The organism is Pseudarthrobacter quantipunctorum (genome assembly GCF_045291495.1).
Lineage (GTDB): Bacteria > Actinomycetota > Actinomycetes > Actinomycetales > Micrococcaceae > Arthrobacter > Arthrobacter quantipunctorum.
On record NZ_CP148033.1, the window covers coordinates 2,870,003 to 2,883,395 of the forward strand.

Annotated in this window: 13 protein-coding genes; 8 read left to right on the forward strand and 5 right to left on the reverse strand. The window is 64.9% G+C overall.

Annotated elements, in window-relative coordinates; all coding sequences use genetic code 11:
- The first annotated feature begins 3 nt into the window (after positions 1 to 3).
- Together WHH00_RS12975 and greA are read left to right on the forward strand one after the other, a co-directional pair.
- The gene (locus WHH00_RS12975) at positions 4 to 456 is read left to right on the forward strand and encodes a DUF4307 domain-containing protein (protein WP_406633343.1); all 453 of its coding nucleotides are present in this window, start codon (positions 4 to 6) and stop codon (positions 454 to 456) included.
- A 193-nt stretch (positions 457 to 649) separates the two neighbouring features.
- Entirely contained in the window at positions 650 to 1,144 is a 495-nt protein-coding gene (gene greA / locus WHH00_RS12980) for a transcription elongation factor GreA (RefSeq protein ID WP_231457761.1), read from the forward strand.
- Between the two features lie 84 nt (positions 1,145 to 1,228).
- Here greA and WHH00_RS12985 read toward each other — a convergent pair whose 3' ends face one another.
- Genes WHH00_RS12985 through WHH00_RS13000 form a run of 4 tightly spaced genes read right to left on the reverse strand, consistent with a single transcriptional unit; the run spans position 1,229 to position 5,427 of the window.
- On the reverse strand, positions 1,229 to 1,849 hold the full coding sequence (locus WHH00_RS12985; protein WP_406633345.1) for a rhomboid family intramembrane serine protease: 621 nt from the start codon (positions 1,847 to 1,849) through the stop codon (positions 1,229 to 1,231).
- A gap of 8 nt (positions 1,850 to 1,857) precedes the next feature.
- A complete protein-coding gene (ilvA, locus tag WHH00_RS12990) occupies positions 1,858 to 3,096 on the reverse strand; it encodes a threonine ammonia-lyase (protein WP_406633347.1) in 1,239 nt (412 codons plus the stop codon).
- 3 nt (positions 3,097 to 3,099) lie between these two features.
- Entirely contained in the window at positions 3,100 to 4,434 is a 1,335-nt protein-coding gene (locus WHH00_RS12995; protein WP_406633349.1) for an AI-2E family transporter, read from the reverse strand.
- A 39-nt stretch (positions 4,435 to 4,473) separates the two neighbouring features.
- Positions 4,474 to 5,427, reverse strand: a complete 954-nt coding sequence (locus tag WHH00_RS13000; RefSeq protein ID WP_406633351.1) for an aldose 1-epimerase family protein — start codon at positions 5,425 to 5,427, stop codon at positions 4,474 to 4,476.
- Positions 5,428 to 5,526: 99 nt separating this feature from the next.
- Here WHH00_RS13000 and galT point away from each other — a divergent pair, with 99 nt between their 5' ends.
- Both galT and galK read left to right on the forward strand, forming a co-directional pair.
- A complete protein-coding gene (gene galT, locus WHH00_RS13005) occupies positions 5,527 to 6,684 on the forward strand; it encodes a galactose-1-phosphate uridylyltransferase (protein WP_406633353.1) in 1,158 nt (385 codons plus the stop codon).
- A complete protein-coding gene (galK, locus tag WHH00_RS13010) occupies positions 6,681 to 7,868 on the forward strand; it encodes a galactokinase (RefSeq protein ID WP_406633355.1) in 1,188 nt (395 codons plus the stop codon). Before galT ends, galK begins: the two co-directional genes overlap by 4 nt.
- Before the next feature lie 94 nt (positions 7,869 to 7,962).
- On the opposite strand, the gene WHH00_RS13015 is transcribed toward galK, so the two are convergent.
- Positions 7,963 to 8,877 (reverse strand): Bax inhibitor-1/YccA family protein, encoded by a 915-nt coding sequence (locus tag WHH00_RS13015; protein ID WP_406633357.1) that lies wholly within the window; start codon positions 8,875 to 8,877, stop codon positions 7,963 to 7,965.
- A gap of 347 nt (positions 8,878 to 9,224) precedes the next feature.
- On the opposite strand from WHH00_RS13015, the gene WHH00_RS13020 reads away from it, so the two are divergent.
- From WHH00_RS13020 to WHH00_RS13035, 4 genes are read left to right on the forward strand one after another with little or no spacing between them, the layout of a single operon-like run.
- Positions 9,225 to 10,520, forward strand: coding sequence for a branched-chain amino acid ABC transporter permease (locus WHH00_RS13020; RefSeq protein ID WP_374152997.1), 1,296 nt, complete (start codon positions 9,225 to 9,227; stop codon positions 10,518 to 10,520).
- 9 nt (positions 10,521 to 10,529) lie between these two features.
- Positions 10,530 to 11,498: a branched-chain amino acid ABC transporter permease gene (locus WHH00_RS13025; RefSeq protein WP_231457234.1), complete on the forward strand. Its 969-nt coding sequence runs from the start codon at positions 10,530 to 10,532 to the stop codon at positions 11,496 to 11,498.
- Complete coding sequence (locus WHH00_RS13030; RefSeq protein WP_406633360.1) at positions 11,495 to 12,586, forward strand: ABC transporter ATP-binding protein; 1,092 nt, start codon at positions 11,495 to 11,497, stop codon at positions 12,584 to 12,586. The genes WHH00_RS13025 and WHH00_RS13030 overlap by 4 nt, the downstream gene beginning before the upstream one ends.
- Entirely contained in the window at positions 12,583 to 13,356 is a 774-nt protein-coding gene (locus tag WHH00_RS13035) for an ABC transporter ATP-binding protein (protein WP_231457236.1), read from the forward strand. The genes WHH00_RS13030 and WHH00_RS13035 overlap by 4 nt, the downstream gene beginning before the upstream one ends.
- The last annotated feature ends 37 nt before the right edge of the window (positions 13,357 to 13,393 follow it).

Here is a 13,393-nt window from a genome sequence, read left to right on the forward strand (position 1 = left end):
GAGGTGACTTCCCCGGACCAGCCGGCCCAACCCGCGCCCGCAGACACTAGCCTAGCCAATCGCTATGGGGCTAAAAAGCGCAGGCTTACGCCCAAAGCCAAACGCATCGTCGGCGGGGCGGCACTGGCTGCAGGAATCGGATTCCTGGCCTGGGTTTCCACGTCACAGTCATTGTCCGATGTCTCGTTCAAGGACATCGGCTACAGCACCACGGATGCCACCCTGGCGGAGGTGGACTTCCAGGTCACCCGCGAGCCAGGCACCGCCGTCAAGTGCGCGGTCAAGGCACTGGATTCCAAGTTTGCGGTGGTGGGATGGAAGGTTGTGGATGTTCCCCCCACGGAGAGCACTGAAACAGCCGACGGCGGCCGCACGGTTGCCCAGCGCGCGGCCGTGCGCACCGAATCACTCTCGGTATCCGGCGTGGTGGACAGCTGCTGGGCTGCCGGCACGTAGCACGGCACATAGCACCGATAATCTTGGCCGGAACCAGGGCAGGGCGTGTGACGTGCGCCGCTTCCCTGTTGGGTTAAGTCCAAGGGATTGACTACAATGGAGCAATACCTTTACCCCGCTGAGCTGGTTACTGTTCCACAAGTGGCCACCGTGGCGGGGTCTTTTGCATGTATGACCACCAGAGGAGAAGTCCGTGTCTACCACCAACAGCGCAGCTGCAGCCTGGCTCACCCAGGAAGCTTTTGACCGCCTGAAGGCAGAGCTGGACCACCTTTCCGGCGCAGGCCGGGCAGAGATCGTCCAGAAGATTGAAGCAGCCCGGCAAGAGGGGGACCTCAAGGAGAACGGTGGCTACCACGCAGCCAAGGAGGAACAGGGCAAGATTGAGGCCCGTATCCGCCAGCTCACCGCGTTGCTCCGCGACGCCCACGTGGGCGAGGCCCCGGCGGACGACGGAATCGTGGAGCCCGGCATGATCGTGGTAGCGAAGATCGCCGGCGACGAAGAAACGTTCCTGCTCGGATCCCGTGAAATTGCCGGCGACTCCGACCTGGACGTCTTTAGCGAGAAGTCGCCGCTGGGTGCGGCCATCCTGGGGCACAAGGAAGGCGACTCCCTGAGCTACGTTGCGCCCAACGGCAAGGACATCAAGGTGGAGATCCTGTCCGCCAAGCCGTACGCCGCCTGACTGCTGAGAGCTGGCAGAGGCACACACAACGCTGGCCGTCCCGGAAAAGGGACGGCCGGCGTTTTGCGTTAATGGGCCAGATACCTACAGGGCCGGGCCAGGGGCGTGGCTGCGGCGCCGCAGCAGCAGGGCCGCCACCACTCCCCCGGCCGCCCCGCCCAGGTGGGCCTGCCAGGAAATGTAGCCGGCTCCGATGGGCAGAACACCCAGCAGGATGCTCCCGTAACCCATAAAGAGGACCACGGCCAGGAGGATCTGGCGCCAGCTGCGGTTGATGAACCCGCGCACCAGCAGGAACGAAAACAGCCCGAAAACCAGGCCCGAGGCGCCCACTGTGACGCCGCCGTCGCCAATCAGCCAGACCGTGAGGCCGGAGCCCAGCCAGCTGAAGGCAAGGGCGGTCAGGAACACCCGGAGTCCCGAGAGGAACACCAGGAAACCAAAAACGATCAGCGGCAGGCTATTGGAGAGCAGATGGTTCAGGTTTGCGTGCAGGAGCGGGAACGTGAAGATGTCCAGCAGCCCGTCGGCACTCCTGGGCCGGAGCCCGAACGTTGCATTGAGCGAGCGCAGCATCACCATGTTGAACAGCTCGATGACAAAGAGGAGAACCACGAAGGTGCCCAGCACCAGCAGGCCGCCCTTGGCACGGGCGGCCACGGTCCTGCGCTGCCCGAAGCTTCCGTTTCCCGTCAGTCCGGCCATGGATTTTCCTAATGCACCACGATGGGCTGGAAGCCTTCCGCCCGGAGGGCGCTGAGCACCTGTTCCCCGTGCTCGTGGCCCTTTGTTTCCAGGTTCACCGTGATGGACACGTCTCCCATGCTGATGGAGCCGCCCACCCGGGTGTGGTCAAGGCCGGTGACGTTGGCATCGTTTTCGGCGATGATCCTGGCGATGGTGGCCAGAGAACCGGGGCGGTCATCGAGCATCATGCGGACCGTCATGTAGCGCCCTGCAGCGGAGAGGCCCCGCTGGATGACCTTGAGCATGAGCATGGGGTCGATGTTGCCGCCCGAGAGGACCACCACCGTGGTTCCCGGATTTTCGATCTTGCCGTCCATCAGCGCCGCCACGCCAACCGCGCCGGCCGGTTCCACCACCATCTTGGCCCGCTCCAGCAGGAAGATCAGGGCACGGGCCAGCGAATCTTCGCTGACCGTCACGACGTCGTCCACGAGTTCGCGGATGATGCTGAACGGGAGCTGCCCGGGACGGCCGACAGCGATGCCGTCCGCCATGGTGGACACCTTCTTCAGGGGTACCAGCGCATCAGCGGCCAGTGACGGCGGGTAGGCAGCGGCGTTCTCCGCCTGGACCCCGATGATGCGGATCTCCCGCCCCAGCTCCTTGGCCCGGGCTTTGATGGCGACGGCGACCCCCGCCAGGAGTCCGCCGCCGCCGACGCCCATGAGGATGGTGTCCACGTTGGGTACCTGCTCAAGGATTTCCAGCCCCAGGGTTCCCTGTCCTGCCACGACATCGACGTTGTCGAACGGGTGCACAAAGACGGTTCCCGTCTCGTTGCTGTACCGCTGGGCTTCGGCGAGCGCCTCGTCAACATTGTGGCCGTGCAGGATGACTTCCGCGCCGTGGCTGCGGGTGGCTGCCAGCTTGGGAAGCGCAACACCCAGCGGCATGTAGATGCGGGCCTTGATGCCCAGGCTCTTGGCGGCCACGGCTACGCCCTGGGCGTGGTTGCCTGCGGAGGCTGCCACCACGCCGCGCTTTTTCTCCTCGGGGGAAAGCTTGGCCATCCGGACGTAGGCGCCGCGCACCTTGAACGATCCGGCGCGCTGGAGGTTTTCGCACTTGAAGTAGACATCCCCGCCGGCCATCTTTCCCAGGGCGCGGGACGATTCCACCGGTGTACGCGCAATAATCCCGTCGAGCAGCTTCTGCGCCTCCAGGACATCGTCCAGCGTGACGGGAAGGGTTTCAAGGATGTTCACGGACTATTCTCCTCTGGATTCGGCCCCTGCGCCCGGTTCCGCAGTGGGAGAGGCATCAGGTAGTTCTGCTTTGGTGCCGGCGGCGGCGCCCTTGCCGCGTTTGAGTCCGGCCGGCGGCCGGACGTCCCGGATGGTGTTGTCCGGGCCCGCGCCTGCCGTCATGGGTCCTCCGGCGAAAGCCGGCACTTGTTCATGTTCCCACGTTCTGGCGGCGATGTAGCGAATGGAGGAATTTGCGACGGCGAGGATGGGCACCGAGAACAGGGCGCCAGGGATGCCTGCAAGGTAGGATCCTGCGGCCACCGAAAGGATTACCGCCACCGGGTGCAGGGCGACTGCCTTGCCCATGATCAGCGGTTGCAGGATGTGGCTTTCCAGCTGCTGGACGAGGAGCACGATGCCCAGCATGATCAGGGCGTTGATGGGGCCGTTCGCCACCAGCGCCAGCAGGACCGCGATAGCGCCGGTGAAAAGGGCGCCGACAATGGGGATAAACGAACCGATGAAGACGAGCACGCTGAGCGGCAGCGCCAGGGGCACCCCGATAATGGCGGCACCCGCCCCGATTCCCACTGCGTCCACGAAGGCCACGAACATCTGGATGCGTGCGTAGCTGACCATGGAGGTCCAGCCCTTGCGTCCGGCACCGAAGGCTGCCGCCCTGGCTTTCCTGGGAAGCAGCCGGACCAGGAAGGCCCAGATCCGGTCCCCTTCCAGCAGGAAGAAGATGAGGATGAACAGCGCCAGGATGAGTCCGGCGGCAAAGTGCCCGGCAGTGCTGCCGAAGGACAGCGCCCCGCTGACGATGCTGCTGGTGTTGTCCTGCAGGGCCGTGGTTGCTTCCTGCAGGTATTGGTCCATTTGGGCGGCGGTCAGGTGCAGCGGCCCGTCGGACAGCCAGTCCTGGATCTGCTTGACCCCGGCCAGCGCCTCCGACCAGAGTTCGCCGAAGCCTGAAACCAACTGCCTTCCCACCAGCGCCAGCGACCCGCCTATCAGGCCGATGAAGCCCACAACAGTGACGGCAACGGCCGCTCCGGAAGGCAGCCTGTAGCGCTTGAGCCACCGCACCACCGGGCTGAGGAGCCCGGCGAGGAGGGCAGCCACCATGACTGGAATGATGAGGAAGCTAATCCGGCTCAGCAGCCAGACGAGCGCACCGCCAACTAGGAGGATCAGCCCCACCCGCCAGGCCCAGGAGGCTGCGATGCGTACGCCGTAAGGTATGTCCCGGTCCAGTTCGCGGTCCGCGAGGACCCGGACAGGCTGGCTGGAAGCAGGCTGTTGCTGGCTTGGAGCGGGGCTGGGGGAGGTAACGGCATCCTCTGCTGGCGTCATAGCCTAATACTTCCCCAGCGGAAGCTTATTCGGAAACCACTACCCGCCGGCCCCCGTGGTGTAGTCGATGCCCCACTCGATGGTGAAGGACCCGCCGGGGCTGAGCCAGCGCAGGCCGTCCCCGGAGTTGAAGGCGTTGGCCGGCCCGGTCATGGGCTCAACGGCCACGGCACGGCTGCGGCCCGGGTACTGGGTGCTGACAAAGACGTGGACATAACGGCAGGCTTCGTCCTGCCACAGGGTTACCTGACTGCCGTCCGGCGCCGACAGCGTGTGGCGGGCCTTTCCTGCTTCGAAGCGCAGGTCCGTCAGGGCCACATCCACGTCGAGGGCAGCAATGTTCAGCCCTGCCCTGAAGTCCGAATCGCCCTGCACGGGAGCGGAGCTGCGTGGTATCAGGCGGTCATCGGCCACAAGGCGCGTCTCGGCCGCCACTGTCAGGACCAGTTCGTCAATGGGCACATCGCCCAGCCTCAGGTAGGGGTGGGCGCCCAGGACGAAGGGCGCAGGCTCCTTGGCGTCGTTCACCAGGGTCTGGCGGACCACCAGCCCGAGGTCCTCGTTGATCGCGTACTGCACCCGGTGCCGCGCCAGGAAGGGATACCCGTGCTGCGGAAAGATGGTGGCCTCCAGGGTGATGGAGTGTTCCGACTCATCCACAAGGGCGTAGGCGGAGTTGCGGAGGAGGCCGTGGCTTGCGTTGTTCCTGGCAACCTCGGTGATGTCCAGCTGCTGCTTTTTCCCGTTCAGGAACCAGACGCCGTCCTCCACGCGGTTTGCCCAAGGCGCCAATGTAATGCCGGTGGCACCGGGTGGAATGTCGTCGTCACCGTACGTCTCGGTCAGGAGGATTCCTCCCCTGTTGAAGGAGCGGAGCCCTGCGGCCAGCTCGGTCACTACGGCCGAGGCATCGCCACGCCGGAGTTCATACTGCCTGCCGGTGGCATAGCCCTGCAGTGCCGGCGCGGATTCCTGGGGTGAACTGGAAGTCATGAGCAATACCGTACCGCGGAGCGATCCCCGCACACAGCACCCCTTGTGAGATTTTGTTGTTAACTATTCTTTTTTGATCGAATGTGTCACACTTTTTTCATGACAAGTATCACGAGCACCAGCCTCTCCGACGGCCGGGAGCTGATCTACTTCGACGACGCTGCAGCGCCCAAGTCGCGCGCCGCCCAACTCACTACCGACCATCGGGGCCTGCCTGCGAGGGGCGAACCGGGCGAGGTCCGCTACGACGCACTGGCCGATGAGTGGGTTGCGGTGGCCGCGCACCGCCAGACCCGCACCCACCTCCCCCCGGCGGACCAGTGCCCTATTTGCCCTACCACTGCCGCTAACCCTTCCGAGATTCCCGCGTCTGACTACGACGTGGTGGTGTTCGAGAACCGGTTCCCCTCGCTGGGGCCGGCACTGGGCCCGGTTCCGGAGGCAACTTCATGGGGCACCAAGGGACCTGCGTACGGCCGCTGCGAGGTAGTGGCGTTCACCCCGTCCCACACCGGTTCATTCAGTGAACTGGGAGAAACCCGTGCGCGCACGGTCATCGAGGCCTGGGCGCACCGCACGGAGGCTTTGAGCGCCCTCCCCGGAATCAAGCAGGTCTTTCCGTTCGAGAACCGCGGTGCTGACATCGGCGTGACGCTCCACCACCCCCACGGGCAGATCTACGCCTACCCCTACGTCACGCCCCGTGCGGGAGTCCTTGGGGCCGCCGCCCGCAGGTTCCACGACGCCCACGATGGCCGGGACACGCTCACCGGATCCCTGTTGCGCTCCGAACGGGAAGACGGCAGCAGGATGGTCCTGGAGGGCGAGAACTTCAGTGCCTACGTTCCCTTTGCTGCCCGCTGGCCGCTGGAAATCCACCTGGTGCCCCACCGCCAGGTCCCGGACCTGGCTGCGCTGAGCGGGGAGGAAAAGGATGAGCTCGCGTCCGTCTACCTCAACCTCCTCCAGCGGGTTGATGCCCTCTACCCCACGCCCACGCCCTATATCTCGGCATGGCACCAGGCTCCCCTGGACCCGGTCCTGCGGCCCGCGGGATACCTTCACCTCCAGTTGACTTCCCCGCGGCGGGCTGCCGATAAGCTGAAGTACCTGGCAGGATCGGAGGCCGCAATGGGTGCTTTCATCAACGACACCACCCCGGAGAGCGTGGCGGAGCGCCTCCGGGAAGTCACTCTGCCCTCCCCCACCACAAGCCCAGCCGTCCTGGCGGCCACCCCCGAAGGAGCCCACGCTTGAACGCCGCACCGGAACCCCTGGCCACCCGCGGGCAGCCAGGGACAAAGGACCTGGCCGCCCGGTTCGCGAAGGAGTTTGGCGGCGCACCGGACGGCGTCTGGCAGGCGCCGGGACGGGTAAACCTGATCGGCGAGCACACGGACTACAACGAGGGCTTCGTGCTGCCTTTCGCCATTGACCGGACAGCACGGGTGGCCGTCCGGGTCCGCCCCGACTCCGCCGTGCGCCTGCTCTCCACTTACGGGGACCAGGGCGTTGTGTCCACCGCACTGGATTCCCTGCGGCCGGGGTCCGCCAAAGGCTGGACCAAGTACCCCCTCGGCGTGATGTGGGCGCTGCAGGAGCGCGGCATCGAAGTTCCGGGCGTGGACCTCCTGCTCGATTCGAACGTTCCCCTCGGAGCCGGGCTTTCTTCATCCCATGCCATCGAATGCGCCGTCATCTCTGCATTAAACGAGCTGGCGGGTGCCGGGCTCGACGCAGAGGAAATGGTGCTTGCCACGCAGCGGGCGGAGAACGAGTTCGTCGGCGCCCCTACGGGCATCATGGACCAGTCGGCGTCGCTCCGGGGCTCGGAAGGCCACGCAGTCTTCCTGGACTGCCGGGACCAGAACGCCCGCCTGGTTCCGTTTGAGACCCAGCCCGCGGATCTGGTGCTGCTGGTCATTGATACCAAGGTCTCGCATTCGCATGCCGACGGCGGCTACGCGTCACGCCGGGCATCCTGCGAACTTGGCGCGGAGGTGCTTGGGGTCAAGGCGCTTCGGGACGTGCAGGTGGGCGACCTGGAAGAGGCCAGCGGCCTCCTGGATGAAGTTACCTTCCGGCGCGTCCGGCACGTGGTGACCGAAAACGACCGCGTGCTCCAGACCGTGGAACTCTTGGCAAGCGAGGGACCTGGTGCCATTGGACCCCTGCTGGATGCGAGCCATGCTTCCATGCGGGACGACTTCGAGATCTCCTGCCCGGAGCTTGACCTGGCAGTCGACACCGCGCGCACCAGCGGCGCCATCGGGGCCCGTATGACCGGCGGCGGTTTTGGCGGTGCGGCCATCGCGCTCACGCCGGCGGCGCTGGAACAGAAGGTGCGTGACGCCGTCGTCAAGGCATTTGCGGAAGCCGGCTACAGGGCGCCGGACATCTTCACGGTGTCCCCGGCAGCAGGTGCCCGGCGGGTCGCTTAGACGCTCCCTGGTTGCGGTTAACAGGTAAGGGCCCCACCGCGAGGTGGGGCCCTTACCTGTTAAGGATGTCCGACGGCGGGAGCCGGCGCGGGTGTTACTCGTCCCCGCGCAGGATGGCCAGCAGGCGGATGATTTCCACGTACAGCCATACCAGTGTCACCGTCAGGCCGAACGCTGCAGTCCAGGAGAAGCGCTGCGGGGCACCGCTCTGCACGCCTGCCTCAATGCTGGTGAAGTCCATGACCAGCGAGAACGCGGCCAGGCCGATTGCGAGGATGCCGATGACAACGCCAATGATGCCGCTGCGCAGCCCGAAGGGTTCCGTTGTCAGGCCGGTGAGCATCATGACGAGGTTCACGATGGAGAAGAGGGCGTAGCCAGCCAAAGCGATCATGAAGAACTTCATGGCCTTGGGGGTGGCGCGCACCTTGCCGCTCTTGAACAGGAGCAGTGTCACGGTGAAGACGGACAGCGTGCCGATGACGGCCTGGAGTCCAACGCCCGGGTACATGGTGTCCAGGACCCGGGTAAGGCCACCGAGGAAGAGGCCCTCAAGGCCTGCATAAGCCAGAATCAATGCCGGTGACGGCTGCTTCTTGAAGGTGTTCACGAGCGCCAGCACAAAGCCGCCCAGCGCACCGACGATCATCAGCATGGAGGCCAGGCCCAGGCCGACGAACATTGTCACGCCGGCACCCACGAGCAGCACCGCCAGGCAAGCGGCTGTCTTGACGATGACGTCGTCGTAGGTCATCCGGCCCGTGTCAGCCGGGCCTGCAGCGGGCTGGTTGTACATCTGCCGCAACTGCTCATCCGTCATGTTCTGCGGCTGGCCGTACCCCTGCTGGCCGTAAGGGGCCTGGCCGTAGGGTGCCTGCCCATACGGCTGCTGGCCGTAAGGGGCCTGGCCGTACGGCTGCTGTCCGTAGGGAGCCTGCGGAACAGGCGGTGCCTGGGTGGCTCCACGGAAGCTCTTTCCGTTGAAGATCGGGTTGCCGCCAAGTGCCATTGCGGGATTCCTCCATATGGGATGTGTTGTGAACCTTAAGGTTTACGCTACCAATTCTCACGTAAATGCACCCGCAATAGTTCCCCGGCCGAAACAGGACCCTGGAGTTGTTATCCGATCGCTACCATCGGCGCCTGGACCTCGGCATTTACCGGTACTTCCGCGCTGTAGCATAAGCCAAGCAGGGTGACGGAACTCACACATGTGGCGGTGCCGGCCTGATGGCATCATCCTATCCCTGCATCCGTTCGCAGCGGCTGCAATGGCGCAGCCGAGACCGCCCCCAAGTGGAGGTTTACCAATTGAGAAGTACACCCCAAGGCCCGCCGGCCGGCGCACGGCGAGGGTTGCTGAGAATACTGGGAGCCATCAGCGCTTCCATCCTGGCGATCCTTCTCGTGGCAGCACCGGCTTCGCAGGCCACTTCCCCATCGCCGACACCATCCCCGTCGAACCAAACCTTCCAAAACAACATCAGCGGATTCCTCCGCGATGACACCCGTGCTCCCCTGGCGGACGTGACCATCACGGCCAAGAAGGGCGACTTCACCGGCACCGCGAAGTCAACCGCGAACGGTTCCTGGAACATTGGGGTGCCCGAACAGGGCACCTACACGGTGGAACTGGACGAGTCCACCCTGCCTGAGGGCATCGCCCTGGCTGAGGGCCAGGAGAACCCCCGCGACGTCACCTTCAGCCAGACCTCAAACCTCTCGGTGATCTTTGCGTTCGGCAAGGGCATCGTGGTGCAGCAGCAGGACTTCGGGCAGAACCTGCTCAACCGGCTCGTCGCAGGATTGAGCTTCGGCCTCCTCCTGGCGCTGGCCTCTGTGGGGCTGTCCCTGATCTTCGGCACCACGGGGCTCACCAACTTCGCCCACGGCGAGATGGTGACACTGGGCGCCGTCCTGGTGTTCGCCTTCAACGCTTTGGGACTTCCCTTCTGGCTGGCCATCCTGCTGGCTCTGCTGGGCGGCGGCCTCTTCGGATACGCCCAGGACAGAGGGCTGTGGCGGCCGCTGCGCCGCCGCGGCACCGGGCTTGTGCCCATGATGATCGTCAGCATCGGCCTGGCACTGGCCGTCCGCTACGTCATCCAGTTCTACTTCGGTGGCGCCACCCAGCAGCTTCCCTACGCGCAAAGCCCCGAGATCCAGCTTGGACCGGTCTCCATCTCGCCGAACAACCTGTGGTCCCTGGGTATCAGCGCCGTGGTGATCGCCCTGATTGGCATCGTGCTGCTGAAGACCAGGCTGGGCAAGGCCACCCGCGCGGTGGCCGACAACCCCGCCCTCGCAGCGGCCTCGGGCATCGATGTGGACTCCGTGATCCGGATTGTGTGGATCACGGGCGGCATGCTGGCCTCCCTCGGCGGGATCCTGTGGGCCTACTACCGTCCCGGCGTGACGTTCGACATGGGCTCGGCCATCCTCCTGCTCATCTTCGCCGGCGTCACCCTCGGCGGCCTCGGCACAGTCTTCGGCGCCCTGATCGGTTCCATCATCGTGGGCATCTTCGTGGAGCTGACCACCGTGTTCGGGCTCGCCGCGGACCTGAAGTACGTGGGTGCCCTGTTCATCATGATCGTTGTCCTTCTGTTTCGGCCCCAGGGAATCCTGGGCCGGCGCGAGCGCGTGGGTTAGGAGACAGCCATGGACTTTGGATTCATTCTTGCCAGCGCTGCCAGTGAAATTTTCAGCCCGACCACGGCGGCATACGCCCTGGCCGCACTCGGCCTCGCCGTACACTTCGGCTACTCGGGCCTGCTGAACTTCGGGCAGGCAGGCTTCATGGCGGTGGGGGCCTACGGCTTCGCCATCTCCACCCTCAGCTTTGGGGTCCCCTTCTTCGTGGGGCTGCTCATAGCCATCCTTGCCTCTGCCGTCTTCGCCCTGCTGCTGGGCATACCCACCCTGCGGCTCCGGGCGGACTACCTGGCCATCGTGACTATCGCGGCAGCGGAAATTGTCCGCTACATCGTGACCACCAACCAGCTCACGTCCGTGACGGGGTCGGCCAACGGCCTTGCGGCCTTCGAGGGCGGGTTCTACAGCATGAACCCGTTCCCTGAAGGCTCCTACTTCGGCATGAACAACCGCGATTTCTTCATCCGCGTCGTGGGGTGGGCGCTGGTGGCGCTCTGCTGCACCCTGGTCTGGCTGCTGATGCGCAGCCCGTGGGGACGCGTCCTCAAAGGCATCCGCGAGGACGAGAACGCCGTCCGGTCCCTGGGCAAGAACGTCTACGCCTACAAAATGCAGGCCCTCATCATCGGCGGCGTTCTCGGAGCGCTCGCCGGTATGATCTTCACGCTTCCGCGTGGAGCGGTCCAGCCGGCCAACTACGGTACGGAACTGACCTTCTTCCTCTATACGTGCCTCCTGCTCGGCGGCCTGGGCACCGTGCTTGGTCCGGTCATTGGCGCCATGATCTTCTGGGTGGTCCTGTCACTTACCCAGGGCATCCTCTACGGCCTGATCGAGTCAGGGGCCATCACGTGGCTGAATACGGTCCAGGCCGGGCAGCTGCGCTACATCCTGGTTGGCGTCGCCCTGATGCTGCTGATGATCTTCAGGCCCCAGGGCGTCTTTGGAAACAAGAAGGAGCTGGCGTTCGCATGAGCATGCACAGCGAAGAACCCGCAGCCGCCGGCGAAGCTGGCGTGGACTACATGACCGACACCCGGCCCATCGCGGCAGGCGAGGCAGCACCCGGCTGCAAGAAGCGCGACCCCATCGTCGTTGCGGAGAACGTGACACGCAGTTTCGGCGGCATTAACGCCGTCGACGTTGAGTACCTCGAGATCCCCCGGCACAAAATCACGGCACTGATCGGCCCCAACGGCGCAGGGAAGACCACGCTGTTCAACCTGCTGACCGGTTTTGACACCCCGAACACGGGCAAATGGCAGTTCGAAGGCAAGAGCCTTGCCGGAGTGTCCCCCTACAAGGTGGCGCGGATGGGAATGGTCCGCACCTTCCAGCTCACCAAGGTCATGGGCAAGCTGACCGTCATGGAAAACATGCGGCTCGGCGCCGCAAACCAGCCCGGCGAGCGACTGTCCAAAGCGCTCTTCAAGGGCATGTGGGGCGGCCGGGAGAAGCAGATCACCGACGAGGCCAACGTCCTGCTTGAAAAGTTCAAGCTCGACGCCAAGAAGGACGACTATGCGGCGTCCCTCTCAGGAGGCCAGCGCAAGCTCCTGGAGATGGCCCGGTCCCTCATGGTGCGGCCCAAGCTGGTCATGCTGGACGAACCGATGGCAGGGGTCAACCCGGCGTTGACGCAGTCCCTGCTGGACCACATCAAGAACCTTAAGGCCGAAGGCATGACGGTGCTGTTCGTCGAGCACGACATGCACATGGTCCGGCATATCGCGGACTGGGTGGTGGTCATGGCTGAGGGCAAGGTGGTGGCGGAAGGCCCGCCGGGCGAGGTCATGAAGAACCCTGCTGTCATCGACGCTTACCTGGGCGCCCACCACGACGTGGACCTTGGGGACTCCGAGGGCCTGAAGGAGCTTGCGGCCGAACTCGTGGCCGACGAGGAATCGATTGTGGGAACCGAGAACGCCGGAATCATCTCGCTGGACGTTGTGGCGGGAGAGGCCGAACCGCAACGCCGGGGCGGCGGCCGGCATCAGGGCGACAGCCCCCATGGCCGCCATGGAAGCACGGACACAGGCACCACAGAGAAGGACAGCCAATGAGCAGCACCAGCGCGGCACCGGCCGCACAGCCAGTCAGCGATGGGGACTCGGTGGTCAAGGTCACCGACCTCGTGGCGGGTTATCTGCCGGGAGTGAACATCCTCAACGGCTGCAGCATCGAAGCCCGCAAAGGCGAGCTGATCGGCATCATCGGCCCCAACGGTGCCGGTAAATCGACCCTCCTGAAAGCCATGTTCGGTTTGGTCAAAGTCCATTCCGGGACGGTGGTGGTCCGCGGCCAGGACATCACCGGCCTTAAAGCCAACAAGCTGGTGTCCCGGGGAGTGGGTTTCGTCCCGCAGACGAACAACGTGTTCGCCACATTGACCATCGAGGAAAACCTGCAGATGGGCATGTTCCAGCGGCCCAAGGATTTCGCCGAAAGGTTCGACTTCGTAGCCGGCCTGTTCCCGGAACTGGGCAAGCGGCGCGCGCAGCGCGCAGGCTCGCTCTCCGGCGGCGAACGGCAGATGGTGGCCATGGGCCGGGCGCTGATGATGGATCCTGCCGTACTGCTCCTCGATGAGCCCTCCGCAGGCCTCTCCCCCGTCAAGCAGGATGAGACGTTCCTCCGGGTCCACGAAATCAACCGGGCAGGCGTCTCCGTGATCATGGTGGAGCAGAACGCACGGCGCTGCCTGCAGATCTGCGACCGCGCCTACGTCCTGGACCAGGGCCGGGACGCCTACACCGGCACGGGCCGTGAGCTGATGAAGGACCCCAAGGTCATCCAGCTTTACCTCGGCACCCTTGCGGACACCGTCGAGTAAGGCCCAGGCCAAACACAAGGAAGCCCCCGTCCGGCTG

Bases quoted from the DNA above. Each gene is read 5' to 3' on its own strand.
- WHH00_RS13025 (WP_231457234.1), top strand. From the start codon at position 10,530: ATGGACTTTGGATTCATTCTTGCCAGCGCTGCCAGTGAAATTTTCAGC.
- WHH00_RS13000 (WP_406633351.1), bottom strand. From the start codon at position 5,427: ATGACTTCCAGTTCACCCCAGGAATCCGCGCCGGCACTGCAGGGCTAT.
- WHH00_RS13030 (WP_406633360.1), top strand. From the start codon at position 11,495: ATGAGCATGCACAGCGAAGAACCCGCAGCCGCCGGCGAAGCTGGCGTG.
- WHH00_RS13035 (WP_231457236.1), top strand. From the start codon at position 12,583: ATGAGCAGCACCAGCGCGGCACCGGCCGCACAGCCAGTCAGCGATGGG.
- WHH00_RS13015 (WP_406633357.1), bottom strand. From the start codon at position 8,877: ATGGCACTTGGCGGCAACCCGATCTTCAACGGAAAGAGCTTCCGTGGA.
- WHH00_RS12995 (WP_406633349.1), bottom strand. From the start codon at position 4,434: ATGACGCCAGCAGAGGATGCCGTTACCTCCCCCAGCCCCGCTCCAAGC.
- WHH00_RS12985 (WP_406633345.1), bottom strand. From the start codon at position 1,849: ATGGCCGGACTGACGGGAAACGGAAGCTTCGGGCAGCGCAGGACCGTG.
- galT (WP_406633353.1), top strand. From the start codon at position 5,527: ATGACAAGTATCACGAGCACCAGCCTCTCCGACGGCCGGGAGCTGATC.